20 protein-coding genes, 12 pseudogenes and 1 riboswitch are annotated in these 25,456 nt (G+C 57.8%); of the genes and pseudogenes, 16 read left to right on the top strand and 16 right to left on the bottom strand.

The window, feature by feature from the left end; translation table 11 throughout:
• Nucleotides 1-151 precede the first annotated feature (151 nt).
• Nucleotides 152-1,264, top strand: coding sequence for an iron-sulfur cluster carrier protein ApbC (gene apbC, locus AC6I8M_RS01895; protein ID WP_010617944.1), 1,113 nt, complete (start codon nucleotides 152-154; stop codon nucleotides 1,262-1,264).
• Here the strand turns inward: apbC and AC6I8M_RS01890 are convergent.
• A complete protein-coding gene (locus AC6I8M_RS01890) occupies nucleotides 1,261-1,710 on the bottom strand; it encodes a GNAT family N-acetyltransferase (RefSeq protein WP_010617943.1) in 450 nt (149 codons plus the stop codon). The genes apbC and AC6I8M_RS01890 overlap by 4 nt on opposite strands.
• Before the next feature lie 312 nt (nucleotides 1,711-2,022).
• Here AC6I8M_RS01890 and ahpC point away from each other — a divergent pair, with 312 nt between their 5' ends.
• Both ahpC and AC6I8M_RS01880 read left to right on the top strand, forming a co-directional pair.
• Entirely contained in the window at nucleotides 2,023-2,586 is a 564-nt protein-coding gene (gene ahpC, locus AC6I8M_RS01885) for an alkyl hydroperoxide reductase subunit C (RefSeq protein ID WP_010617942.1), read from the top strand.
• 70 nt (nucleotides 2,587-2,656) lie between these two features.
• Nucleotides 2,657-2,860, top strand: a pseudogene (locus AC6I8M_RS01880) (alkyl hydroperoxide reductase subunit F); the annotation flags it as partial.
• A gap of 12 nt (nucleotides 2,861-2,872) precedes the next feature.
• Here the strand turns inward: AC6I8M_RS01880 and AC6I8M_RS01875 are convergent.
• Nucleotides 2,873-3,569: pseudogene (locus AC6I8M_RS01875) on the bottom strand (IS5 family transposase).
• A 190-nt stretch (nucleotides 3,570-3,759) separates the two neighbouring features.
• Between AC6I8M_RS01875 and AC6I8M_RS01870 the strand changes: the two are divergent.
• Nucleotides 3,760-4,318 (top strand): annotated as a pseudogene (locus AC6I8M_RS01870) (MFS transporter); the annotation flags it as partial.
• A 3-nt stretch (nucleotides 4,319-4,321) separates the two neighbouring features.
• Here the strand turns inward: AC6I8M_RS01870 and AC6I8M_RS01865 are convergent.
• Nucleotides 4,322-4,762, bottom strand: coding sequence for a pyridoxamine 5'-phosphate oxidase family protein (locus AC6I8M_RS01865; protein WP_498013789.1), 441 nt, complete (start codon nucleotides 4,760-4,762; stop codon nucleotides 4,322-4,324).
• 127 nt (nucleotides 4,763-4,889) lie between these two features.
• Nucleotides 4,890-5,618: a YoaK family protein gene (locus AC6I8M_RS01860; protein WP_010615793.1), complete on the bottom strand. Its 729-nt coding sequence runs from the start codon at nucleotides 5,616-5,618 to the stop codon at nucleotides 4,890-4,892.
• Nucleotides 5,619-5,806: 188 nt separating this feature from the next.
• Here AC6I8M_RS01860 and AC6I8M_RS01855 point away from each other — a divergent pair, with 188 nt between their 5' ends.
• The 8 genes and pseudogenes from AC6I8M_RS01855 (at nucleotide 5,807) to AC6I8M_RS01820 (ending at nucleotide 10,457) form a co-directional block, all read left to right on the top strand.
• The gene (locus tag AC6I8M_RS01855) at nucleotides 5,807-6,424 is read left to right on the top strand and encodes a TetR/AcrR family transcriptional regulator (protein ID WP_010615792.1); all 618 of its coding nucleotides are present in this window, start codon (nucleotides 5,807-5,809) and stop codon (nucleotides 6,422-6,424) included.
• Nucleotides 6,425-6,567: 143 nt separating this feature from the next.
• Nucleotides 6,568-6,771: a hypothetical protein gene (locus AC6I8M_RS01850; RefSeq protein ID WP_010615791.1), complete on the top strand. Its 204-nt coding sequence runs from the start codon at nucleotides 6,568-6,570 to the stop codon at nucleotides 6,769-6,771.
• 18 nt (nucleotides 6,772-6,789) lie between these two features.
• Nucleotides 6,790-7,041, top strand: a complete 252-nt coding sequence (locus AC6I8M_RS01845; protein WP_498013646.1) for a biofilm development regulator YmgB/AriR family protein — start codon at nucleotides 6,790-6,792, stop codon at nucleotides 7,039-7,041.
• Nucleotides 7,042-7,274: 233 nt separating this feature from the next.
• Nucleotides 7,275-7,460 (top strand): YgdI/YgdR family lipoprotein, encoded by a 186-nt coding sequence (locus AC6I8M_RS01840; RefSeq protein WP_010615789.1) that lies wholly within the window; start codon nucleotides 7,275-7,277, stop codon nucleotides 7,458-7,460.
• A gap of 22 nt (nucleotides 7,461-7,482) precedes the next feature.
• Complete coding sequence (locus tag AC6I8M_RS01835) at nucleotides 7,483-7,710, top strand: YgdI/YgdR family lipoprotein (protein ID WP_010615788.1); 228 nt, start codon at nucleotides 7,483-7,485, stop codon at nucleotides 7,708-7,710.
• A gap of 134 nt (nucleotides 7,711-7,844) precedes the next feature.
• Nucleotides 7,845-8,090: a ParD-like family protein gene (locus AC6I8M_RS01830; RefSeq protein WP_010615787.1), complete on the top strand. Its 246-nt coding sequence runs from the start codon at nucleotides 7,845-7,847 to the stop codon at nucleotides 8,088-8,090.
• Nucleotides 8,087-8,872 carry a type I methionyl aminopeptidase gene (map, locus tag AC6I8M_RS01825; protein WP_010615786.1) on the top strand — a complete coding sequence of 262 codons (786 nt, stop codon included), beginning with the start codon at nucleotides 8,087-8,089 and terminating at the stop codon, nucleotides 8,870-8,872. The genes AC6I8M_RS01830 and map overlap by 4 nt, the downstream gene beginning before the upstream one ends.
• A gap of 260 nt (nucleotides 8,873-9,132) precedes the next feature.
• Nucleotides 9,133-10,457: pseudogene (locus AC6I8M_RS01820) on the top strand (MFS transporter).
• 6 nt (nucleotides 10,458-10,463) lie between these two features.
• Here AC6I8M_RS01820 and AC6I8M_RS01815 read toward each other — a convergent pair.
• Nucleotides 10,464-11,352 (bottom strand): annotated as a pseudogene (locus tag AC6I8M_RS01815) (LysR family transcriptional regulator).
• Between the two features lie 168 nt (nucleotides 11,353-11,520).
• On the opposite strand from AC6I8M_RS01815, the pseudogene hpxD reads away from it, so the two are divergent.
• Nucleotides 11,521-12,552, top strand: a pseudogene (hpxD, locus tag AC6I8M_RS01810) (molybdenum cofactor-independent xanthine hydroxylase subunit HpxD).
• 10 nt (nucleotides 12,553-12,562) lie between these two features.
• A pseudogene (locus tag AC6I8M_RS01805) lies at nucleotides 12,563-13,526 on the top strand (PDR/VanB family oxidoreductase).
• A gap of 18 nt (nucleotides 13,527-13,544) precedes the next feature.
• Here AC6I8M_RS01805 and AC6I8M_RS01800 read toward each other — a convergent pair.
• Entirely contained in the window at nucleotides 13,545-14,051 is a 507-nt protein-coding gene (locus tag AC6I8M_RS01800; protein WP_041387188.1) for a YciE/YciF ferroxidase family protein, read from the bottom strand.
• Between the two features lie 491 nt (nucleotides 14,052-14,542).
• Between AC6I8M_RS01800 and AC6I8M_RS01795 the strand changes: the two genes are divergently transcribed.
• Complete coding sequence (locus AC6I8M_RS01795; protein ID WP_010615780.1) at nucleotides 14,543-14,707, top strand: con-10 family general stress protein; 165 nt, start codon at nucleotides 14,543-14,545, stop codon at nucleotides 14,705-14,707.
• Between the two features lie 459 nt (nucleotides 14,708-15,166).
• Nucleotides 15,167-15,532, top strand: coding sequence for a four-helix bundle copper-binding protein (locus AC6I8M_RS01790; RefSeq protein WP_498013645.1), 366 nt, complete (start codon nucleotides 15,167-15,169; stop codon nucleotides 15,530-15,532).
• A gap of 59 nt (nucleotides 15,533-15,591) precedes the next feature.
• Here AC6I8M_RS01790 and AC6I8M_RS01785 read toward each other — a convergent pair.
• The 10 genes and pseudogenes from AC6I8M_RS01785 to AC6I8M_RS01740 form a co-directional block, all read right to left on the bottom strand.
• Nucleotides 15,592-16,366 (bottom strand): annotated as a pseudogene (locus tag AC6I8M_RS01785) (SDR family oxidoreductase).
• Between the two features lie 19 nt (nucleotides 16,367-16,385).
• Nucleotides 16,386-17,813 (bottom strand): annotated as a pseudogene (locus AC6I8M_RS01780) (acyl-CoA reductase).
• A 6-nt stretch (nucleotides 17,814-17,819) separates the two neighbouring features.
• Nucleotides 17,820-18,902: a LuxE/PaaK family acyltransferase gene (locus tag AC6I8M_RS01775; RefSeq protein WP_041387573.1), complete on the bottom strand. Its 1,083-nt coding sequence runs from the start codon at nucleotides 18,900-18,902 to the stop codon at nucleotides 17,820-17,822.
• Between the two features lie 95 nt (nucleotides 18,903-18,997).
• Nucleotides 18,998-19,127: riboswitch (TPP riboswitch) on the bottom strand.
• 74 nt (nucleotides 19,128-19,201) lie between these two features.
• A complete protein-coding gene (ddpX, locus tag AC6I8M_RS01770) occupies nucleotides 19,202-19,639 on the bottom strand; it encodes a D-alanyl-D-alanine dipeptidase (RefSeq protein WP_051588511.1) in 438 nt (145 codons plus the stop codon).
• A gap of 62 nt (nucleotides 19,640-19,701) precedes the next feature.
• On the bottom strand, nucleotides 19,702-20,559 hold the full coding sequence (locus AC6I8M_RS01765) for a M24 family metallopeptidase (RefSeq protein WP_022548208.1): 858 nt from the start codon (nucleotides 20,557-20,559) through the stop codon (nucleotides 19,702-19,704).
• 6 nt (nucleotides 20,560-20,565) lie between these two features.
• A complete protein-coding gene (locus AC6I8M_RS01760; protein ID WP_022548209.1) occupies nucleotides 20,566-20,817 on the bottom strand; it encodes an aminopeptidase P family N-terminal domain-containing protein in 252 nt (83 codons plus the stop codon).
• A pseudogene (locus AC6I8M_RS01755) lies at nucleotides 20,814-22,038 on the bottom strand (M20 family metallopeptidase). Before AC6I8M_RS01755 ends, AC6I8M_RS01760 begins: the two are co-directional and overlap by 4 nt.
• Before the next feature lie 32 nt (nucleotides 22,039-22,070).
• Nucleotides 22,071-23,688 (bottom strand): annotated as a pseudogene (gene nikE / locus AC6I8M_RS01750) (nickel ABC transporter ATP-binding protein NikE).
• Complete coding sequence (locus AC6I8M_RS01745; protein ID WP_010615774.1) at nucleotides 23,685-24,515, bottom strand: ABC transporter permease; 831 nt, start codon at nucleotides 24,513-24,515, stop codon at nucleotides 23,685-23,687. Before AC6I8M_RS01745 ends, nikE begins: the two are co-directional and overlap by 4 nt.
• Nucleotides 24,508-25,455, bottom strand: a pseudogene (locus AC6I8M_RS01740) (ABC transporter permease). The gene AC6I8M_RS01745 and the pseudogene AC6I8M_RS01740 overlap by 8 nt, the downstream one beginning before the upstream one ends.
• Nucleotide 25,456 lies beyond the last annotated feature (1 nt).

Below are 25,456 nucleotides of genomic sequence, written 5' to 3'. Positions count from 1 at the left end.
CATTCCGTGAATAAAAAATCGGGCTTAAATGTTAACCGAAGCACCCTCTGGCGTAAACACAGCAGCTCGGCCACGTCACTTTTAACGCCTATCTGATATGATTGATGGCACACCGCCATCGTCTGGCGTCATGACTAAATAAGGAGTTGGGATGACCGCACAATCCCGGGACCATCATTCACCTGAAGCGTTGCGCGCCGTGGTTATCGGCGTGCTGAGCGAGTTTGAGCATCCGACGCTGCAACACAATCTGACTACCCTCAAAGCGCTTCGCCACGTGGCGCTGCTCGACGACAAGCTGCACATTGAACTAGTGATGCCATTTGCCTGGGCCAGCGCGTTTGAGGCGCTGAAAGCCCAGACCAGCGCGGAACTGCTGCGCCTGACCAATACGCGCGCCATCGACTGGCGGCTGCGGCATGACATTGCCACCCTGAAACGCGTGAAAAATCAGCCGAGCGTCAACGGCGTGAAAAACATCGTCGCCGTCAGCTCCGGTAAAGGTGGCGTGGGCAAATCCAGCACCGCTGTGAATATGGCGCTGGCGCTGGCGGCCGAAGGGGCGCGCGTCGGTATTCTCGATGCGGATATTTACGGCCCGTCGATCCCGGACATGCTCGGCACCGAAAAGCAGCGACCCACCTCGCCGGATGGCACGCACATGGCACCGATCATGGCGCACGGCCTGGCAACCAACTCTATCGGCTATCTGGTGACCGACGATAACGCCATGGTGTGGCGCGGACCGATGGCCAGCAAGGCGCTGATGCAACTGCTGAACGAAACGCTGTGGCCGGATCTCGATTACCTGATTCTGGACATGCCGCCGGGCACCGGTGACATTCAGCTGACGCTGGCGCAGAACGTGCCGGTGACCGGCGCGCTGGTGGTGACCACGCCGCAGGACATTGCGCTGATTGATGCGCGTAAAGGCATGGTGATGTTCGAAAAAGTTAGCGTGCCGGTGCTGGGCGTGGTGGAAAACATGAGCATCCACATCTGCAGCGAATGCGGCCATCACGAGCCAATCTTTGGCACCAGCGGTGCGCAAAAGCTGGCAGAGGATTATCACACCCGTCTGCTGGCTCAGCTGCCGCTGCACATTAATCTGCGGGAAGATCTCGACGACGGTGAACCGACCGTGATTCGCCGTCCGGAGAGTGAATTCACTGCGCTGTATCGCCAGCTGGCGGGCCGGGTTGCCGCCCAGCTTTACTGGCAGGGCGAAGTGATTCCGGGCGACATCGCCTTCCGCGCGGTTTAAGCCTTAGCTGCCGCTGGTGCGTGACGCCAGCGCAGATGCATCAACACGTACTGGCCCTGTTCGCTCTCTCCCAGCGCTTCGCGCTGCCAGCCGTGCTGCTGATAAAACTGCAGCGCCGCTTCGTTCTGTAGTAGACATTTCAGCGCGCCGGTGGAGGTAAAACGCTGCTGCACCGCGTTCAGCAGCGCACTGCCGACGCCCTGGCCCTGAAAGGCCGGATCGACATACAAACTGTGCAAAAAATTATCGTTGTCCATCACGCCGGCAAAGCCTGCGCGGTGGCCGGCGATCTCCGCCACCAGTACCGTTTCACCGAGAATAATCGCGTCGAAATCTTCCAGCTGCCAGTCGTCGCCGGCCAGCCATGTCCAGTTATGACGGCGCGCCGCGAGAAACAGCGTGCGTAAAAAAGGGCGGTCAGCTTCCTCAAATAAACGAATTTTCAAACGTGGGCTCCATCTGAACACGTGCAACGTTACGCAAGGTCACCCTGAATGGCGACCCTGCAGCGCCAGAAATCTTATCCGGAGGGGGCGCGTTTATGCGCACCAAGCATCAACAAAAGTAGCAGTTGCCGCGCGTAAAGATAAAGCCTGTTAACTCTGCGGCTTTTCTGTGTAGAATGCCGCGGCAAGCCGCATCAAATCTGGCGTCGGCACTTTGATAGCTTTTGATTATCTGATTGATAACGTCTGCATATTAGAAGTTGGCCCGAAAATTATGTAGCCTGCATCACATCTTTTTAACGGAGGTCACCCATGTCTATCATCAATACCAAAATCAAACCGTTCAAAAACGCTGCATTCAAAAACGGCGAATTCATCGACGTAACCGAGAAAGACGTTGAAGGTAAATGGAGTGTTTTCTTCTTCTACCCGGCTGACTTCACCTTTGTATGCCCGACTGAACTGGGTGACGTGGCAGACCACTACGAAGAGTTCCAGAAACTGGGTGTAGACATCTACTCCGTTTCAACTGACACGCACTTTACCCACAAAGCCTGGCACGGTTCTTCAGACACCATCGCGAAAATCCAGTACGCGATGATCGGCGACCCGACCGGTGCTCTGACCCGTAACTTCGAAATCATGCGTGAAGCAGAAGGTCTGGCTGACCGCGGTACCTTCATCGTTGACCCAGAAGGCATCATCCAGGCCATCGAAATCACTGCAGAAGGCATCGGCCGTGACGCGTCTGATCTGCTGCGTAAAGTGAAAGCGGCTCAGTATGTGGCTTCTCACCCAGGTGAAGTTTGCCCGGCTAAATGGAAAGAAGGCGACGCAACGCTGGCTCCATCACTGGACCTGGTTGGCAAAATCTAAGTCACCTACGCCCTTTGATCTTTCTTCCATCGGGTGCTGCGGCACCCGATTTTCTTCACAGGAACTCACTATGCTCGACACCAATTTAAAAACCCAGCTCAAGGCCTACCTTGAGAAACTAACGAAACCGGTTGAGTTGATTGCCACACTGGACGATGGCGCAAAATCCGCAGAGATCCGTACTCTGCTGACCGATATCGCGAGTCTGTCTGATAAAGTCAGCTTCCGTGAAGAGAACGATCAACCGGTACGTAAGCCATCATTCCTGATTACTAGGCTGTGTCCTTTAATTACATAACCTTTTGTAAAACAGCCGGATGCATCCCAGTTTCACCATCGCCAGATAATTCCTCGCCGTTTTGTCATAACGTGTGGCAATGCGGCGGTATTCTTTTGTCCGGAGTAGGCTTTGTCAGCCAGCACTGCATGGCCACGACGCTTCATGCTGCCGTTCCGGCGCTGAACACCAATACCGTCCAGAAGACGTTGTGCAAACTGGCTTTCGTGAGCCTGACCGGGACTCAGTACGATATTTAACGGCAGACCGCTTCCGTCTGTCGCCAGATGGATTTTGGTGCCAAAACCACCGCGAGAGCGACCCAGCCCATTATCTCCGGCGATATCGGAATGTTTTTTTGCGCCCCGGCGGCGCACCTGAGTGCCCGGATATTGCTGCCATCCAGCGCAGTTGCGGACCAGTCAGCGAGACCATGAGCATCAAGAGAAGAAAGTAACCTGTTGAAAATAATGTTAATCACTCCCGATTTAGACCATCGATTAAAACGGTTATAAACGGTCTTCCATGGGCCATATCGCTCAGGCAAATAGCGCCATGGTGCGCCTGAACACAGCACCCAGAACATGCCGTTGATGATCATACGATGTTCAGCCCATGGACGTCCGGCCCGTGGTGTTGCTGGTTCAGCAGGTAATAAGGGCTGGATGATAGTCCATGCTTCATCGGGATGGTCGTAGCGAGCCATAGTTCAATGTGTTGTGGAAACAGGTAGTTACTATATCTCAGGTGATTAAGGGACACAGCCTAGCGTGGTGCTGCTGGTTAACCTGCTGATTGCCGCCCTAGCGCTGCGCCATCTGCCCGCCACCAGCGACAGCGAACGCAGTGAACAGCCGCATCATGGCGGCTTTCTGGCCTAGGTTGGACGTGAACTGCGTGACCGCCAGTTGCTGGTGCTCGGCGTGGTGATTCTGGCGCTGGCGGAAGGCTCGGCTAACGACTGGCTGCCGTTACTGATGATCGACGGCCATAATCTCAATCATACACAAAGCACGCTGGTCTACGCGGGCTTCACCGCCGGCATGACGCTGGGGCGCTTCCTCGGTGGGCTTGGTGGTTGATCGTCTTGGCCGTGTCTGGGTACTGCGCGCCGGCGCATTCTCGGCGGCACAGGGGCTGACGCTGGTGATTTTCTCCGATAACGCATGGCTGGCTGCGGCGGCCGTGCTGTTCTGGGGCGTCGGCGCGTAACTCGGCTTCCCGCTAACGGTCTCGGCTGCGGGCGATGGCCATAACAGCGCGGTGCGCGTCACGATTGCGGCTACGCTGGGTTATCTGGCGTTTCTGGTCGGCCCGCCCGGACTTGGCTTTATCGGCGAACATGCCGGATTGCGCATGGCGATGCTGCCGGTACTGATCATGGTGCTGCTGGCGCTGGTGTGCGCCGGTGCGGCTGGCCGCCCGCGTCAGGCAAAAACACCGGCGGAACAATAAACCTCAGGGCACGCGCCAGCTGCCCTGCCAGCCATCCGCAGTGGCCTCGAATCGCGCGCGCTGATGGGGCTCGCGGCTGACATCCAGCCACTCCACGCTGTGCAAGGTGATCTGTACCAGCGCGAAGTGCTCGTCGGGCCCGTTGCCCACCTTTTGCGCGCTGGCAGGCAGTGCTTCATCAGGATGGGCAATCACGCTGCCCGGCCTGACGGGTGACTGAAACAACGCGTGTGAATGCGGGCGCAATGTATGCCAAGCTGCGGCACGCTGTTGTACATCGTCAACGCGCTGAGCCGTGCCCGCCAGCCTGAGCTGAACGCTATTGGCGGCGTCATAAGCCAGTAACGCCACGTGCAGCTGGGCTGCAATATCCTGCATTTTGGAGCTGCGCCGATCGGCGGTAAAACGCAGGGCCGGCAGCGCGGGCAAAAACTGCCGTATCACCACGGAGCGCAGGCTGGGCTGGCCGTCAGCTGCATCAGGGTGAAAGCCGAACGCGAAGTGGTGGCAGTGCTAAGCAGCTGCCAGATGGCTTGCAGGCGGTCGTCGAGCGAGATCATGATTCCCTTCCTTAGCGGGCGTGAAGCGGGTTGCTGCCCGCACGTTTCAGCGCCGACAGCGCCAGCGCGCTGAGCAGTAACCCAATGACGATCAGCAGCGCGTAGCTTAGCCACTGCAGCAGCAGAATGCCCAGCACGCCGCCAGCGAGAAACGCCAGCACGGTGTAGCAATGCAGTTTTAGCCGTTCAATGTACAGCGGCGCGTCTTTCGGTGACTCTTTGCGACGCAGCACGTCGAACAGCATCGCCAGCTCAATGCCGATATCGGTTGACGTGCCGGAGACGTGCGTCGTGCGCACGCGAGCATTGGAGATGCGCGTTACCACCGCATTTTGCAGGCCCATCAGAAAGCTCAGGCTGAGAATCAGTAACACGCCGCCCTCGCTGAAATGAAAGCCGCTTTCGACAATCCCCAGCACCAGCAACGCAATGCCCTCCAGCAGAATATTGATGGCGTAGATCCCGCGTATCTGCCGCCTGCGGCCGGAATTGATGATCAGCGTGGAGACCGATGAACCGGCGATGAACAACAGCACAATCAGCAGGAAAAACAGTCCGATATGCAGATTGGCTTTCGCCAGATGATCGGACAGTGACGAGACGTTACCGGTCATGTTGGCGGAGAAGAAACCAACCGTTTCGAACGCCGCAGTATTCAGTGCGCCCGCCACGGCGGCCAGCGTCGCCGCCAGGCGAATGTCGGTGTTGAAAGTGCGCGTATCCTCAGTGGAGATCAGCATGAAAAGGTCCCGGCCCGGCAAAAGGTTTATCATCCTTCGGCGGTCAAAAATTCTCAACTATCAGGGCTGAACATTAACGCGGTTCGCTGTCGATTATCATCTACCGCGCTATGCGTTTGTGCAGGATTTGACCCTGTCATCGATAAGCCGGATAATTTGGAAACGATTCATTCTAAATAGCCCGCTTTATGACCAGTAAACCCAATCCGGCGCCGGCTGCCAGAGAGCGCGGCAGACCGCGCAATTTTAATATCGACGAAGCGCTCGACAGCGCCATGATCGTGTTCCGCCAGAAGGGTTTTCATGCGGCCTCGATTGCCGATTTAGGTGAAGCGATGAACCTGACGGCGGGCAGTATCTATAAAGCGTTTCAGGATAAACGTTCCCTGTTTCTGCGGGTGTTTGAGCGCTACATCCTGCTGCGCAATGTGGACCTGCGCGCCCGTTTGCAACAGTACCCGACCGGCCGGGCGCGCATTGCTGAGCTGCTGCAGTTTTATCTCGACTCAGCCAGCGAGATCGAGGGCAGACGCGGCTGCCTGGTGGTTGGCAGTACAGTGGAGCTGCAAACGCTGGACGAAGAGTTATCCCAGCTGGTACGTGAAGCGGTATTGCGCAACCGCAACTTCCTGACTTCGCTGGTTGAGCAGGGACAAGAGGACGGCTCGATTTCGCCACGACTGGATGCCGACACCGCTGCCGGACTGCTGCTTTGCGTCGCATTTGGCATGCGCGTGGTAGGCAAAATTCAGGATGTGACTAATGGCAAAGAAACCATTAATATGGTGCTCAGCATTCTGGACTGATTCGGCTGGCCTATTAGGAAGTAGGCGTTTCCTAATTAATATTCGCCGCGATAACTTTTTGAACCCTGGAATAGCGCGCTTAATAATATTTATCAGTCAGTAACATATTACTTAGATTTATGTTTATTTGTTCCGGGGGTTGAGTGAAGCACGATGAATTAGAAGATGCCGATGAGATCTATCTTTTATTGGGCAAAGTCGTCACACAGATTGTAAAACCGGGTGAAACCTTATCTGTTCAGCAAATAATTGGCGCGCTGTATCGCACGGGCTTGCGCTCGGAGAATCCGGCCATCCAGCAGGCCTGCGATAATGCGATCAGGCTGCTGGCCAAAAAGCTGAATTAACGCACTGCTATCAGGGTAATGATGATGCGATACGATCCTTTTCATAATAATTCTGAAGATGCATTACCATGGACTGGTGGATCGCTGCAGGTAAAGCAGCATGAGTTACTTGGCACGCTGATGCAGGAAATTTTGTGTAGCGGCAAGTTGCTGAACCGAAAAAACCTGTTTGTCACGCTAATAGCACGTATCGACCAGTGCGACGATATGATATTGAAAACGCATTACAAGGCTATTTTTTCTCTGCTGCTTGGCCGGCCTGGCCGCTGAGTAATATCGCAATGCTATCTTGCATCCCAATATACGCGGCGAAACACATTAGCCGCGCCTGGTAATTTCCTCCTCATCAATTGCACGCTAAACCGCATTAATTGTGCAAAGAAAGCGAGTCAGGTCAGACCAGAATCCGGATTTTGTTCTACGCTTATAGCTGGACTTCAGACCAATCAGGGAAATTACTATGAAGAAACTGACTGTAGCGGCTGTGTTATTGACGTCGATTTTTGCCATCGCCGGCTGATTCATCGAATCAGGCGATTAAAACCACCGACGGACGCACTATCGTCACCGATGGTAAGCCACAGGTGGATAGTGATACTGGCCTGGTCTCTTATAAAGATGCGCAAACCGGTAAAACAGAACAGATTAACCGTGACCAGATCACCAATATGAGTGAACTGAACAACTGATCTACTCGATAGGGAGAGCGACATGAAAAAAGTGATTTTGTTACCACTGGCAGCCATTGTGGCACTGAGCGCCCTAACCGGCTGTACCCGTACCAGCTACGCCATTCATACCAATGATGGCCGTACCATTGTCAGCGATGGTAAACCGCAGGAAGTGGAAAGCGGACTGCTGGGCTACGTTGATGCCAATGGTGTCAAACAGCAGATCAACAAAGCGGATGTCAAAGAGGTCTCTGAGATTCCGCATTAATCAGTTCTTATCAAGCCCGCGCAGCGGGCTTTTTTATTGCCTGCCATTGCCCTCCGCGCATGAGCCCTTTGCAAAATTCCACCCCACCGCTTAACCTATATATGTATCATATACGTTTCATATAAAGGCCAGCCATGGGTATCGTCAAAATTTCGGATTTAATGCATGAGAACCTGCGCATCGCCAGCACGGCGCTCAGTCGTTCGATCAATGCGCAGGCGGAGCACTGGATGAAAATCGGCATGCTGGCCGAACTTTATCCGCAGCTGAGCCATCAGGAACTGACGCGCCTGCTGATGCGGGTCGAACGTGATGGCGGCGCTGAACTGGCGCAGCTGCTTGACCAACCTTCCTTTATTCCGCAGGGAATCGCGCAATGAGTATTAAACTGCATACCGCTGAAGAGATTGAACGGGCGCGCGCCGCCGGTCACGACGCCGCCAAAGTATTGGAGATGATCGCGCCCTGGGTGAAACCCGGCGTTACCACCGATGAACTGGATCGCCGCTGTCACGACTATATTGTCAATGAGCTAAAGGTCATTCCGGCTAACATTGGCTATCAGGGTTATACCCGTACCGTATGCACCTCGGTCAATCACGTGGTGTGCCACGGTATTCCGGGCGAGAAAAAGCTCAAAGACGGTGACATCGTAAATATCGATGTGGCGATCATCAAAGATGGCTGGTACGGCGACACCAGCCGCATGTATTTCGTCGGTCAGCCTTCGGTACGCGCTAAGCGCCTGGTTGACGTGACGTATGAATCAATGGTGGCAGGCATTCGGGTGGTGAAACCCGGTGCAACGCTGGGCGATATCGGTGCGGCTATTCAGCAGGTCGCCGAAAAGGCCGGTTTTTCCGTGGTACGCGAGTATTGCGGTCACGGCGTTGGCGAGATCTACCACGGCGATCCACAAATCCTGCATTACGGCACGCCGGGCCAGGGGCTGGCGCTGCAGGCTGGCATGATTTTTACCATTGAGCCCATGATTAACGCCGGCAAAGCGGGCACTAGCGTGCTGTCTGATGGCTGGACGGTGGTGACCAAAGATCGCTCCCTGTCCGCGCAGTGGGAGCACACTGTCGCCGTCACGGATACCGGCTTCGACCTGCTCACGCCATGGCCGGAGGGCACCGGTGATTACGCCGCGATCGTTTAACGCCAGCCAATCTGTGACCTCTATTGTAGCACAACCAAAATAGATTGTACTACAATGCTAGCTCATGACGATTTACATCGCTCATGTGCAATATCACTATCGGCATAGTTAATGCTGCTGCATGGCCGAAATAAAATAATTTTTATTTTCGGCTGCACTTCATTTATTGCTTAGCAAGCGAAACAGATCATTCATGACATCGCTGCCCTTGCGCCCGTCTGCCGGCGCGGAGTGGCGTAATGCTGCGTGACGAGGTGGATATGATAAGTTCCGATGTTTCTGGTTCTACGTTGAGTCAATTAAATAAGCGCATCATCCCGTTTATCGTGATCTGTTATTTTGTCGCTAATCTCGATAAAACCAATATCTCTATCGCTGCGCTGCAGATGAATGCCGATCTCGGGCTTACCACCAGCATGTACGGCCTCGGTGTCGGCATGTTCTATATTTCCTACATTCTGTTTGAAATTCCCAGCAATGTCATTATGACCAAAGTCGGCGCCCGGCGCTGGATAGCACGTATTATGATTACCTGGGGCATTGTCAGTACCGGCATGGCGCTGGTTCATAGCGCCAATCAGTTATATGTGATGCGTTTTTTACTCGGTATGGCCGAAGTCGGTTTTGCGCCGGGTATTATCTATTATATTTCCTGCTGGTTCCCCAAAAGTAACCGCGCACGCGCGATGTCTTTCTTTTATATGGGATCGGTGGGCGCGTCGATTATTGGTCTGCCCATTTCCGGTGCCATTCTCAATATGCATGGCATTGCGGATATCGCAGGCTGGCGCTAGCTTTTCGCGCTGGAAGGCATTCCCGCAGTGCTGCTCGGTTGTCTGGTGCTGTGGCGCTTACCCGATAAGCCCGACGATGCTGTCTGGTTAACTACACAGCAAAAACACTGGCTGCGTCAGCGCCTCGAACAGGACAATTCAGGCGTTACCCTGAATAAGAACCACTCCTGGCTGCAGGCATTAAAAGATCGCACGGTGTTATTGCTCAGTCTGGTGTGGTTTTTACAGGCGTTCGGCTCCATCGGCATTACGTTGTTCATGCCATTGATTATTAAAACATGGCCTCAGAGCAGAGTAATTTTATTATCAGCCTGTTATCCGCCCTGCCTTTTGTGATGGCCTGCGTATTTATGTATTTAAACGGACGCCATTCCGATCGCAGCGGTGAACGCGCCTGGCATATGGGTTTGCCATTAATTTTATCGTGCCTCGCATTAACCGGCGCAATTTATTCGGGCAGCCTGCTGCTCGCCTATATTCTGCTGGTCTTCACCGTCGGGCTTAAATTTGCCCTGACGCCAATATTCTGGGTCGTGACCACAGAAAAATTAGCTGGCGTAGCCGCTGCGGCATCGATTGCCTTTATCAATACGGTGGCAAACTTTGTCGGACTGAGTTTACCGCCGCTGCTGGGAAAAATGAAAGATGCGACGCAGAGTTATCACTCGGGATTGCTGATTGTGGCGATGGCGCTGATTGCCGGCGGTATTCTCGGTATTATTATCGCCCGTCCTTCGGGCGGTGCCGGTGCCACAAAAACCCGTGCGCCGCATGCCGAAACTGGGCACTGAGCGTGATTACGGCCCGCCTGCGGGCCTTACGATGGCCATCGCCTTAATCACCTCGGTCATGCGCTGAATCACCATCTGCGCCGCCCGCGACAGCTGGCGCGACGGCGCAGTACACAGCGCCAGGGTCAGCGGTCGCATCACGCTGTGCCTGAGCGGTACAAAGCAGAGCTGGTTCTCCTGCACCTCGGTCATCACGTCCAGCAGGCTCAGCACGCTGATGCCGGTGCCCTGAGCGATCAGGCTGCGAATCAGGCGGATGTCGTTACAGGCGATAATGTTTTCCGGCGCCAGCCCCTGCTTGCGGTACAGCGCATCGACACGTTCATGGACCATCAGCGCGGCGCCAAGCACAATATGTCGCTCATGACTGAGTTCGCTGAGCGACAGCACCGGCCTCATGCTGAGCGGATGGTCGGCGGCTATCACCACGCCCATCTCCAGTTCGGCAAACGCCAGCACTTCCAGTCCGCTCTGCCCGGCGGGATCGAGAATCAGGCCAAAATCGATTCCCGACTGGCGAATCATCTGGCTGATGCGGTGGCTGTTGTCCACCGTCAGCTCCAGCCGCAGCCACTGATGCTGGCGTGCGATATCGGCGATGGCGTCTGCCACGCTGCCTTTGGTCAGCGGCTGCACCAGCCCGGCCGTTACGTTACCGCGTTTCAGTCCCTGAATATCATCAAAGCACTGCCGCGTGACGCGAAACTCACGCTGCCAGCGCATCACATCGTCATACAGTAATTCTCCGGCGGTGGTCATGCGCAGCCCTTCCGGCAAACGTTCGAACAGCGGCGTACCAAAAACTCTCTTCCGCCTGCAGAATCTTCCGGTTAATAGCGGAAGCGGAAACGTGCAGTTGCTCAGCGGCTTTGCGCAAACTGCCGCTGCGCGCCACTTCGGCAAAATAGACGGCAAAGCGGGCTCATTTCTCACCTGTACGGTTTTTTGCAACACCTAGCTGCATTCTTGCTGATGGATTTGCACAGGCAAGCATATTAACAATGTCCTGACAAAAATGAAGCCTTCTATTTCGCCTTGTGTGAGCACCTGACAGGACAACAACATGAATAACATTACGCCTCCCGCACACTGCACGTTTGAACCTGATGACTGGCTGCGTCTGGCGCGACAGTGGCACCCGGTTGCCCGTTCCTGCGATATCGCTGGCGCACCGACCAAAGCGGTGCTGCTTGACGAGCAACTGGTGCTGTATCGTCTGCAGGGTAAGGTGGTAGCGGCACGCGACGTTTGCCCACATCGTGGCGTCCCGCTGACGCTGGGTTTTCATGATGAAGAGGGTATCGTCTGCCCTTATCACGGCTTGCGCTTCGGTGCCGATGGCCGCTGCAATCGCATCCCGTCCAGCCCCGATCAGCCGATTCCGGCCAAGCTTAATCTGATCAGTTATGCGGTTGAAGAGCGCTTTGGTCTGATTTGGGTGTGCCTCGCGCCGGATGCTGACCAGCCCGCGCTGCTGCCCACCATGCCGCACTGGGATGATGCAGGTTTTCAACAGATCAACTGCCCCGGTTTTGACGTCAACGGCTTTGCCGGACGCCAGGTGGAAGGTTTTCTGGATGTGGCGCACTTCGCCTGGGTGCACACGGAAACCTTCGCCGATCCCAACAACCAGGTGGTGCCTGCTATAATCCGGTCGAGACCGAGACCGGTTTTGCCGTGGATTACTGGAGCTCAGTGAGTAACTTTGCCGCTGACAGTCCGCAGCAGGCGCCTGAAGGATTTAGCTGGCTGCGTCATTTCGAAATGCATCTGCCGTTTACCGCCACGCTGACCATTCATTTCCCCGGCGAATCGCACCTGGTGATCATGAATGCCGCGTTGCCGGTGTCGGCGCGCAAAACGCGCATGTTTGCGCCCATCGCGCGTAATTTTGACCTGCACATCCCGGTGCGAAGAGGTGCACGCCTTCAATCAGCGCGTGTTCGAGGAGGATCGCCTGATGGTGGAAACCCAGCAGCCGGAGCGTTTGCCGCTCGACCTGGCTCTGGAAGCGCATATTCCGGCCGATCGCAGCTCAATTACTTATCGTCGCGGCCTAAAGCGCATGGGCTTCGGCGAATTTTTCCTGGTGTGAGGAGGCAACGATGAGTGATCTGCTGAATGTGGTGGTGGATGACCTTTATCGTCAGGGACGTCACAATCTCAGTGTCACGCTGGTGGCGGAAAACGGCCAGCCGCTGCCGGACTGGCAACCGGGTGCGCACATTGATGTCCACCTGCGTGATGGCCTGATACGTCAGTACTCACTGACCGGACGCTGCGATGACGCGCGCGGCTACCAAATCTTGTATTGCCCGCGACGGGCAATCGCGCGGTGGATCGCGCTACGTGCACGACACGCTGCGCCCCGGCCAGACGATTGCGATTTCGCCACCGCGCAACCTGTTTCCTCTGCAACCGGCCGCTAAAGTCATTTTGCTGGCGGCCGGAATTGGCATTACGCCGCTGTACGCCATGGCGCTGGCGCTGGAGGCCGCCGCCGTGCCTTTTGTGCTGCATTACTTTGTCCGCCAGCGCGGTGATGAAGCTTTTGCCGACGAACTGGCGCAGCGTTTTCAGCATGGATTTTGTGAAATCTGGTACAGCAGCGAAGGCCGCAGCGCACGTGATTATCCACCGGCTGAACTGCTTGGTGCTGCCGCCGACACACATCTGTACCTGTGCGGGCCGGAAGGGTTTATGACGCACATGCAGCAGCAGGCGCTGGCGCGCGGCTGGGACAGCGCCAACATTCACGCTGAAGCGTTCAAACCCGTCGCCCGCACGGCTGGCGCGGAAGAAGGCTTTACCGTGACGCTGGCACGCAGTGGGCAGCAATGTACCATTCCGCCTGACAAAACCATTGCCACGGTGCTGCTGGAGAATGGCGTCGACGTTCCGCTCTCCTGCGAGATGGGCATGTGCGGCGCCTGCCTGACGCGGGTCACCGCCGGAGAGGTCGATCACCGCGATACCGTGCAGTCTGACAGCGAAAAAAGCGCCCCGGAGCAGTACATCGCCTTGTGCTGCTCGCGCAGCAAATCGGCGGAACTGGTGATTAATCTCTAGGGCGCGCCGCAGGATGACTTAATCTGTACCGGAAAGCTCAGGTTCCGTGCGCAGCACAATGGCTTCCTCTGCCGCCTGTGGCAACAGTTGCAGCAGCCTGCTGGCCATCTGGCTTTCCTGCTGCAGGATGCGCCGCACGATCCTGACATCCTCCCCCTCTTCCGCCTGCTCTGCAGCCACCAGCAACGTCGAGTAGGTGGCTATTTTATAGTTACAGAACACGTAGCTGCTGACGGCCACACGGATGCCCTCTTCATCCTGCAGCATATCGCTGGCGGCCTGACCGACCGCCGACATCCGGCCTAACGACTCCTTCAGCACCGACCAGCTGCTGTCATACTGGCGCAGCAGCGTTTTCACCTGCTGCTGCTGTTCACGACTTTGCTCAAGATACTGCTCAAGGCGCGTCTGCAACGCGGGATGCTCCGTCAGGCGCAACACCGCCGCTTTCAACAAGCTTTCCGCGTGTTTTTCCATAGCATGCGCATCGCGCAGCCAGTCCAGATACACAGATTCCTTCGTCATGTTTTGCTCCAAAGTAAAGTGACACCGGCCAGGCACATCAGCCGCGTTGGATGCTCGTCACTGAGCCGGCAGCACGCTCTTACCTCATCGCTTTCAGGCTGTTTATCTGAAAATAAGCGAAGCGCTAATTAAGTCCAAGCGAACAACTTAATTAAACGTAGCAAGTAAGCGCAGCTGTGCAAGAAAGGTTTTTAAGAATTGCGACAGCGGTTAATTGTCAGAACGTCATCGATTCACATTAGCGATGCTAAAAGAATGCTTCCCTTTATGAAAGTAAAATATTAACAATTTCCCCCCAGATGATTTGCTGGAATAAATCAGCCGGAATTGACTCATCGTTAAAAAACCAACTTGCTGTAAATTAAAAGTTAAGATTATTCCTGGCTTAATTATGGTAAAAACATCGCTACATTTATTTTTGCTTCATGCGGGTATGAACAGAGAGGAAAAAAATGAAGGATCCAAAGAAGAAACCTGAAGAGGAAGAAAAAGTGACGCAACGTCGTGGGGGTTCAGGCAACTTCGCAGCCGATAAGGAGCGCGCGGCTGAAGCAGGCCGCAAGGGTGGTCAGGTCAGTGGCGGTAACTTTAAGAACGATCCACAGCGTGCCATCGAAGCCGGCAGAAAGGGGGGAAAGATCAGTCGTCGTAAATAAGACTTTCCCCTCTTAATACTGATTTAATCTCGATAACCTTTGGCACCACACTCTCCTGACATTGTGTTTACGCTTCGCTTAAATGCGTGATAAACCTTGTCAGGAGAGTAATTTTCTTGCCGGAAAACAATTAATCGATCAAATCTTCAGCGATCCGGCAGCATTTACCGCTTCGCTTATAATGCCTTAATTGCATCGTTTATTTACCACGAATTTAAACTATTGCTTATTTAACTAACAAATCCGCAGCGGCTATATTTGTACAAGCCACACAGAGTCGTACACTTTTATTTAGGCGGTTTTTATTACCCGCGCTGATATATACAAAAGCTTACAATTAGCTAACTCCGCATTATTAAAGGGATAATTGCATCTGCGATGCACCTTACAGGTGTTAATCCCCCGCTATCCACTTGATATCACCTCTGTTTTAGCTAAATTCTCCCTTCAGGCTCACACATGCGTCGTTTTACCCTGACGCTAAGGAAACCCATGAACGCTGAATTCAATGACTGTATCGCGCTGTGCTATCGCTGCGCGACCGCCTGCGACCACTGTGCGGCGGCTTGTCTGCTGGACGCTGACGCCAGTGAGATGAGCGTCTGCATTAGCCTGAATCAGCAGTGCGCGGCGCTGTGTCGCGTAACCGCCCAACTGCTGGCTGCCCAGAGTGAACTGAGCGAGCAGCTCTGTACCATCACGTCGATGGCCTGTCAGCTGGCCGATTGGGAGTGCCAGAAGCACCAGCATCCGCACTGTCAGACCTGTGCTGAAATCTGCCTGCAATGCGCAGATAGCTGCATGACGGTGGGCATGGCGGAATAACGGATAGAGGTACCGGGATGGCGGTGGCAGGTCGCCAGTGCGGCGACTGGCGACCTAGCTTAATGGTCCTGCATCACCAACCCGCCATCGACATACAGCGTCTGGCCGGTGACAAATTCGCTCCACGCTGATGCCAGAAACAGCACCGGCCCGGCGATATACGCGGCGCGCGGCCAGTCGTCCGAGCGGCGTTTGCGCCGTCAGCGCGTGGCGTACCGCTTCTGGCGTATGCTGACTGGCATCGGTGGGATACACCAGTCCCGGCGCCACGCAGTTCACCCGAATGCCCAGCGCCCCCAGTTCGGCCGCCAGCGTCCGGCTAAAGCCCGTCAGCGCGGCTTTTGCGGTGATATAGTCGTGATAAGCCACCGCCGGCCGGGCGATCAAATCACTTACCAGATTGATGATACTGCCGCGCGCCCGGCGGCGCATCAGCGGCAAGGCCGCCTGACACACGTTGTAGCAGGCGTTCACTGCGCCATCAAACTGCGTATGGTAAGCGGACCAGGACGTTTCCCAGAAGCGCTGGCGCTGGTCCGGATCGAAGCGATAAGGCGCGAAGACATTGTTCACCACCACATCCAGTCGCCCGGTAGCGGCGTCGATCTGCTGCATCATATCGGCTACCTGTCCGGCGCAGGTCACATCGGCGGCAATCGCCAGTGCACCCCCGCCCTGTGCTTCACAGGCCGCCACCACCTGCGCAGCGGCGTCGCGATTACGTAAATAGTTGACAACGACAAACGCGCCTTCGGCGGCAAAGGCCTAGGCAATGGCAGCGCCAATACCGCGGCTGGCGCCGGTCACCAGCACGGTGTGATTGCTGAATTTCATTACGTTTCTCCACGCCCGCTCAGTCAAGATAGGGCGCATAGTGTTCAGCGGCGGTTTCCGCCGCCTGTTCGATTTCGCACAGGGTAACCAGATCCAGCAGGCTAAAGCGGCCATCGTGATGCCAGCCCGCCTCCGGCGAAGTCATGTTACCCAGCGCCGTGATGCGCGTGACGCCCGCCGCACCGAGCTGCGCCGCCAGTCGAAACAGCGTCTGGGGCGCGGCCGCGAGGCCAACGCCTTGCAAATACGCGCGCTGCGCTGCCACCCAGCTAACCGTCTCCTCCAGCGTATCCACAGCAATTACCTTCAGCGTGCGCCCCAGCGCGCCCGGTTGTAACGGCTCCGGCTTATCGACGTACACCACCGCCTAGGCATCGTTCTCATCGCCGTACAGCGTGCGGTCACCGCTCAGCGCACGCATTTCCTCCGCGTTGCGCCACGCTGCCACAGCTTGACTTTCACCCAGCGTCAGGGTCGCGCGCGGATAGCGCTGTGCCAGCGCGGCAAGTTCATGGGCGAGGTAAGCAGCAAACTCCTGCGGCGACACCCGGCCGCCGCGCTCAACAAACAGCGCCTGCGGCGAGTAACAGCCGGCCTGGTCGTAGCGCATCACATCGTAGGCCACCTGACGCGCCAGCGCCGTTCGGCGCCGGACGTCCAGCGCCGAACGCGCCACCATGCCAAAACTGATTTTATGGCCGTGCGGCAGAAAGCGCGTGTCTGGCGGCAGACGCCGCTGCATCGCCGTCAGCGCGGCCTCTCCGCCATAAGCCATCACCACATCTGCCTAGCGGAACCATTGCTGCTCAGTGCTTTCATCACCGCCCTGCCACCATACGACGGCCAGACAGTCGCCCAGCTGCGGATCGATCTCCGCCAGCAGCTGGGCGAACCAGCCCGCCATCAGCGGCTCAGCACTCGCCACTTTGCCCACGCTTCCCGCCTTCACCAGCAGGCCGGCAATCAGGCTCCACAGCGGCAAACCCGGCACATTGCCGGCCCAGACCTGCAGCAACAGCTGCGGACCAAACGCGCGGGCAAAGCCGCCTTTTAGCCGCGGCTGAAAATCGTCCAGCATCTGCACGTTGCCGAAATCCTCCGCCAGAAAACGCCGCAGCTGCGGTTCACGGAAGGTTTTGAGATAGCCGGTTAAACCGAGCCGCAGCATATCGGCGTCATAGCCGGTAACCAGCGGCAGCACCCGCTCCGCCTGCAGGCGCACCGGGTGCGAACGGTCAAGCAGGCGCGCGATGGCTTCATCAATCAACGCGGTGATGCGCGCTACACTCAGGGTGTGCAGGTAGCGGCGCGCGTTATCGCGTACGCTGGCCGCCAGCGTGGCAATCTGCGCCTCTGACAGCACCGGCACACACACTTCCAGCGCGCTGCCCTGCCGGCTGAAGTGCAGGCTGTGCCATGCCACCTCGCTGTGGCGGATGCCCGGCATACACTTTCATGCCCGCGCCTGCACGGCAGCAAGAAACGATTCCATCGCCAGCGAGCAGCCTTTGGCATCCGCGCCCGCGACGCGGCCCAGCAGCTGAAACCCGCCGGGCACCATCACGCCGGCATCTTCGGTCAGAATGGCGGAAACAGAATTGAAATGGGCGAGATCGTGATACACCAGTACGCCCGTCTCTCCTTCCGGCACGTCCGCACCGATCAGCGGATTGACCACGCGCGTGCGGATACAGTGCGGTCCGGATTTCACCGGCGGGCAGATTTCATTGCCAGAATCGTAAAACTGGGTGCTGAGTTCAGTCATGCCGTACATATTGATGCAGTGCGAACGCGGCACGCCGAGCGTCTGCTGCAGCGCGCTATAAAACACCTCCGCCGCGACTTCACGCGACTGGCCCTTAAAACCACCGGTGTCGAGGATGCGGCTGCCCGGTGGCAGTCTGAAACGCCGCTGCTGGCGCGCCAGTTCGTCCAGCAGATGGAAAAAACTGTAGCTGGCACCCAGCAGGGCATAGGGTTGGCCGCTGGCCTGCGTCCGCTCCAGCACGGCAATCAGACGCGGCAGTTTCAGGCCCTGCGCATCCACCATCACTTCGCTGTCTGGCGTGCCGCATTCGTGCATCGCCAACGTCAGATAGTGGGCCAGCGAAGAGTGCGGCAGCGCGCTGCTGGGCGGAAACAGGATCGCCATCGGCAGGCGCGGATGTCCGGCCATAAAGCGCTGGCGGAAATTGATCAGCATCGAGCGATCGTAAACCGTCAGCGTCGGGTGATAGCTGCGCCCCCGGCCGGTACCCGTGGTGCCGCTGGTCATAAAGATGTGGGGAATATCCGCCACCGGACGGCAGCTCAGCGTCAGATCTTTAAACGCGGTGATCGGCACCGCCGGGATCTGCCGCCACTGTTTGACCGTCAGCGGCGTGCGGCCGCGCTGGCGGGCGAAACGGGCGTAAGGGAGATTGTGTTCGAATTGCCACGCGAACAGCTGCAGCGCCAGCTGGTTGAAATCCGCTTCCGTGGTTTCTTCGCGCTGCATAAACGCCAGCAGCGCGGCGATGATTGACGCTTCGGTCATGAAAGTGCCCTCTTTGGACTGCGGCATAACGGCCAGCCAGGGCCTGAGTTACGCGCAGGATTCGCAGAAAGGCGCAAAGAGGGAATGAGGGCGTGCAGTGACCCCGGTTCCACATCCCTACGCCGGTATTAGCCGGATCAGGTTCAGAGGGTCACTACGTTGCTGGCCTTGACAGTCGCGCGGGTAGAATCTCAGCCCTCTAACAGGGCACCCCTTGGAACAAGCTGCATTCTGGGGTCGGAACGAAGGGCGTGTCAAGGCAGGAAGGCGGAGAACCACCCGCTTCAATAACGCGATTATTAACGCACAATATCACTCACAGGAGCGCGATCAGGACGGCTGACGCAGGAAAAGCGATCGCTGAGCAGCGGATAGTTTTGCGCATCCGGCAATTCAAAGTGCCACCATTCGGTGGGCATTCCGACAAAACCGCCGCCGAGCATGATCGCGTTCAGCAACAGACGATGGCGCTGCGCTTGGTGCGGCACGTTGGGATGGAACGGGTGCGACTCAGCAGACATGTCGTCAAACCCGGTACCCATCTCCAGAATGTTGCCCGCCTCATCCACCAGCGTCACATCGATCGCCACGCCGCGGCTGTGATTCGAGCCCAGCGCCGGTGGCACCACATAATCCGCGTCCGGACAGGCATCCCACAAGTGCCACTGCGCCTGCGCGTCGCGATAAATGGCATACCCGGCGATGTTATCGGCAGTGGCGTATTTCAGATCAAACATCAGGCCCAGCAAGGTGGCAGCCAAATCGATTAATTCAACGTCCTGCACTGTACATCATCCTGTTAATTGTTAGCCGGCAGCGTAAAGGGCTGGCGCGGCAGCGTGGTGAGTCGCTCTGCGCCCTGTGCCGTGACGCGCACGGTTTCACTGAAGGCGAGGCCCTGCGCTGAAATATACATGTGAAACACCATGTTTTCCTCCAGTAACCACGGCGCCTGGGGATGAAAACAGCAGCTGAAATCGCTCGGGCGCGGGGTGCGCGTATACAGACCCAGCGCATAACCGGTGATGTTGCTGTAATCCTCACGCAGCCCGGCGCTGAGCACCGCCTCGCGCGCGACGGCATCCACCGTGCAGGCCGCAACGCCCGGCTTCATCGCCCGCAGCTGGCGATCCTGAATGGCGATCAGCTGTTGTGCCAGCGCTGCGCGCGCCGCAGAGATTTCACCAACAATCAGCGGACGCATCAGGCGCGCGCTGTAGTGCCGCACTTTTGGGATCAGCTCAACGTGCAGCACATCGCCCGGTTGCAGACACTGCTCATGGCCGCTGGCATGCAAAAATCCGCTGTCGCCGCTGGCGATGACAATCGGTCCGGTTTCACCGCTGTCAGCACCGAGCCGCAGAAATTGTGCCGCCGCCAGCGCGGCGACATCACGCACGCGCCAGTCGCCCTGCACCTGCGCACTCAGCTGAGCCAGCGTGGCATCGGCAATGCCGGCGGCCTGGCGTAAGCTGGCGATTTCAGCCTGAAATTTGACGCTGCGCAGCCGGTCACTGAGACCGCTGACATCACACCAGCGCACCTCGGGCAGATGGTGCGCCAGCTGCTGCCAGCTATGTACCGTCATGCCGTAGGATGCATAATCCGCGCCCAGCCGCTCCCGCTGATAGCCGCACCGTGTCAGGCTTTGCGCCACCGCCAGCTAGGGATCGTCTTCATCACGGTAAGCGTCAATCGCCAGCTGCGGTGACTGCGCGCGGCACGGCGCGGCATCCAGCTGGCGCAGCACCATCCACGGTTCCTCCTGCAGCGGCACCAGACAGGCGCGATAGCGCGTTTCCGATACGGTATATCCGGTTAACCATGCCAGCAGTTCGCCATGATCGATCAGCATCACCTCGATGTCGGCGGCGCGCATGGCGCTGCGCAGCCGTGACAGCGCGTCGGCGATCATGACGCCTGTTCAACCGGCTGGCAGATGTCGAGGATCGCCAGCAAATAAATGCGTACCATATCGAGAAATTCACTGATCTCGACGCGCTCGTCCGGCATGGTGTTGTACTTGCCGCCGGGCCCGCACACGATGCCCTCCATGCCCGCATGTTGATACCAGTGGACCGCATCGGTACCGTAGAAGGCGGGCGGCGTGATCACCCCAGTGGGCTGCGGCGTGCCGCGCACGGTCTGCCAGCCGCGATTGACCGCTTTAACGATCGGCGATTCCGACGACACCTCAAACGGCAGCATGGTGGGTTTATCGCGCAGGCCGTCATCGAACAGCTGCGCCTGCAGGCCCGGATAGCGCTGGCACAGCGCATCCAGCAGGGCCTGCAGGTCGGTCAGCACGCCGTCCACCGTTTGCCCCGGCGCAAAGCGGGCGGAGCCTTTCAGGCGGACAAAATCCGCGACCTGCGGCGGCCGCCACTCCTGCAAATCATGCCCCAGCGCACCGTGTACGATGCCAATATGGTCACGGTTAATTTTGCGGTGTTCTGCGCTTTTCGCTCCGCTGAAGGTGATGTTATTGATCTGCGGAATCAGTTCAACCGCCGCCGCAATCGCGTCGACCGCCTCCTCACGCTTAGACAAATGGCGCGTATCGCCGGTCAGTTCAATGGTGAACATCAGCGAGCTGGCATGCATGGTCAGCGCCTGTAAATCCGTTGGTTCGGCATTGATGAAATAGTCGGCGCGTACGCCCTGCTCAATGGCGGCCAGCGTGCCGATGCCGCCCTGCAGTTCGCCGACCACATAAGTCAGGATCACGTCACCTTTTAGCTTCACGCCGGCATCAATCAACGTTTTCAGGGCGCAGAAATAGGCAGCATCGCCCGCTTTCATGTAGAAACGCCGATACCGTAAATAAACTGCTCATCGATTTTTCCCGCCCAGGGATCGACGGTCCAGCCTTCGGTGACCGGGTTAGTATCAAGATGACCGTTGAACAGCAGGCTGTGGCCGCCCCCGCTGCCGGCCAGCCGGCCAATGGCGTTCAGCCGATCGCCGCCACCGGCTGCAGCTAGGTATCCAGCCCCAGCTGCGTCATCTGCGCGGCCATGTAGCACGCTAACTCGCGTTCACCCTCGGTGACCTGTAGCTTTTGTGATGCACCATTTTTGCCAGAAAAGTGAGGCAATATTCACTCGATGTGATGAATTAACTCTTCAGGGTTCATGCGCTTCTCGTTATGCCACGGATTGGGTCAGATCAGGGATGTTGCACAGCATCAAGCAGTGCACGGGTGTAAGGATGCTGTGCCTGCGCCCGCATATTCTCGCCGGGCAGCACTTCCAACACATCGCCGCGATACATCACCGCCACGCGATGGGCGATCTGGCGGATGAGATTGAGATCGTGGGTGATGAACAGATACGCCGTGCCGTAGCGACGGCGCAGCTCCAGCAGCAGCTCGATAATGGTGGCCTGCACCGAAACATCCAGCGCCGCCGTGATTTCATCGCAAATCACCAGGTCCGGCGGGTTAGCGAAGGCGCGCGCAATCGCCACGCGCTGTTTTTGCCCACCCGACAGCGCGTGCGGATAGCGGCTGGCAAACTCCGCGGGCAGCCGCACTTCCTGCAGCAGACGCGCCACCGCCTGCGCCTCGCTTTCTCCCGGTGGCAGTCCATACAGCCGTAGCGGACGCGCGATGATTTCGCCGACGGTCATGCGCGGATTGAGTGACGCGTCCGGATGCTGAAAAATCATCTGCACGCGACGGCGATACGGCGGGTCCATCTGCGCGCGGCCATATAACGTCGCACCGCAGAAGTCGATGCTGCCACTGAACGGCACTAGGCCGGTTATCGCCTTACCGAGTGAAGATTTATCCGAACCGGACTCGCCCACCACGCCGAGAATTTAGCCCTGATGCACCGTCAGCGAAACCGCATTGGCGGCACGCGTCGTATTCGCCTCTCGTTTCAGCAGCCGATCGAGCAATCCGTGCTGGCCATAATCAATCGTCATCGCCTGCAGGCTAAGCAGCGGCTGACTGCCCGCCACATCCGCGACCAGCCGATGCTGCGGATCCGGCACCGCGGCAATCAGTTTGCGCGTATACGGATGCGCGGGTGCGCTGAACAGCGTGCGCGTCGCGGCCTGCTCGACGATGCGGCCCTGCTCCAGCACGCACACGCGGTCGGCCACTTTCGCCACCAGCGCCAGATCGTGAGAGATATACAGCGACGCGACGCCGGTCTCTGCGCGCAGTCGCTCGTAGAGATCGAGGATTTGCGCCGAGCTGATGACGTCCAGCGCCGTGGTCGACTCATCAAAAATCAGGCAGTCCGGCTGGCAGGCGAAGGCGGTAGCGATCAGGATGCGCTGCTTCTCACCGCCGGAAACCTGATGCGGATAGCGCTGCATCATGCGCGCCGGGTGCTTCAGCTCGACATCGCGCAGCAGCGATTCCCCCAAGCTGCTGCGCCTCGCGCGCTGACAGCCCACGATGACGGCGCAGCACTTCGGTGACCTGTTCACCCAGCGTCAGCGTCGGGTTCAGCGACGCGCTGGGATCCTGAAAAATCATGCCAAGCTTTTTACCGCGCAGCGCCATCAGTTTGTTCGCTGGCAGCTGCAGCAGGCTTTCGCCGTTCAGCCGGATATCACCCGCCTGCTCTCGTGCGTTATTGGCCAGCCAGCGCATGATCGCCCAGCCGAGGGTGGTCTTGCCGGAGCCGGACTCCCCTACCAGCCCCAGCACTTCGCCCGGCATCACCTGCAGGTTGATATCGCGCAGTGCCGGCAGCGAATGGCCGCGCGCTAACGCATAATCGAGGCTGTAATTGTCCACCGACAGCACCGGGTTGTGCGGACTCTTCATTTGTGGCTCCCTGGATTTAACACATCACGCAGGCCATCGCCCAGCAGGTTGAAGCCAATCGCCACCAGCGCGATGGCAAGACCGGGGATCATCATCATCCACGGTGCTTTAAAGAAGTAGCTGCGCGCCTCGGACACCATCAGCCCCCACTCCGGCTCGGGCGGCTGCGCGCCGAGGCCGAGAAAGCTCAGCGTGGCAAACAGCATGATGGCGAATGCCACGCGAATGGTGGCTTCCACGATGATCGGCGCGAGAATGTTCGGCAGCATTTCGCGCAGAATGATGTAGTAACCCGCTTCGCCGCGCGCGATGGCGGCGCTGATGTAGTCCTGCTGACGCGCTGCCAGCGCCACGCTGCGCGCAATGCGCACCATGCCCGGCACGAAGGCGATGGTGATAGCCAGCACGGCGTTCATGCTGCTCTGCCCCAGGGTGCTGACAATCAGCAGCGCAAACAGCAGGCTGGGAATCGCCATCACCGCATCCATGGTGCGCATCAGGAATTCATCCACTTTGCCGCCAAGGTAGGCGCTGGCGGTGCCCAGCAACGAGCCAATAACCATCGCCAGCGCGGTAGCCAGCAGCGACAGCAAAATGGTGGATCGCGCGCCGACCAGCACCCGGCTGAAAATGTCGCGCCCCAGTTGATCGGTGCCGAACCAGTGCTCTGCGCTGGGCGGGCGGTAACGCGTCAGGATCGAGATCGCTTCCGGATCAAACGGTGCTACGTGCGCGCTGCCCGCCACCATCAGCAGCGCCAGCAGCAGAATCAGCATACCCGCCGCACCCTGCGGCGAGCGCAGTAATCGTTTCAGTATTTCAGGCATAGGAAATCCGCTTATCGAGCATGACGTAGGCCAAATCCGTGAGGAAATTCACGACGGCATAGGTTGCTGCGAGGATCATCACGCCGGCCTAAATGGTGGGCAAATCGCGCGCCTGCACCGCGACGATCGGCTCCCGGCCAATACCGGGAATGGCAAAAATCTCCTCCACCACCACAATACCGCCCAGCAGATAGCCGACGTCGAGCGCCACAATGGTGATGGTGGGCAGCAGGCCATTGCGCAGCGCATGGCGCCACAGGATGCGCCGGCGCGACAGGCCTTTCAGCCACGCGGCGCGAACGTAGTCGGTGTGGAGCACGTCAACCATTTCCGAGCGCACCATGCGTGAAACGTGTGCCACCAGAATCAGCGCAACGGTGATCGACGGCAGAATCAGATGCTGAATACCGCTGATAAAATTTTCGCTGAGCGGCACGTAACCGGTAGCGGGCAGAATCTGCCAGACATCGGCAAACAGCAGCAGCACCAGCGTGGCGGTGACGAATTCCGGAAACGAGATGCTCATGTACGAGATCATGCTGACCAGCACATCGGCGGTCTTACCGCGCCGCACGGCCGCCCAGATGCCGAGCGGAATGGCGATCACCAGCATCAGCAACAGGGCGCACAGCGCCAGCAGCAGCGAGCGCGACAGCGCGGTCAGCAGCGTTGGCCCGACGGCCAGGCCATTGCGCATCGACACGCCAAAGTTGCCTTGCAGGGCCTGCGTCAGCCAGTGCCAGTATTGCAGCCAGGCGGGCGCATCCAGTCCAAGCCGCGCCCGCACCGCCGCCAGTGCGTCCGGCGTGGCGTTTTGCCCCAGCAGTGTGACCGCGGCATCGGCGGGCAGCAACTGAGTGATGCCGAACACCAGCAGCGACACTACCAGCAGCGTGTAAATCATCAGCAGCAGGCGTTTAAGCAGGTAACTTGCTGTCACG

It is taken from the genome of Type-A symbiont of Plautia stali (assembly GCF_059731155.1).
This window is presented reverse-complemented; position numbering and strand designations above follow the sequence as displayed.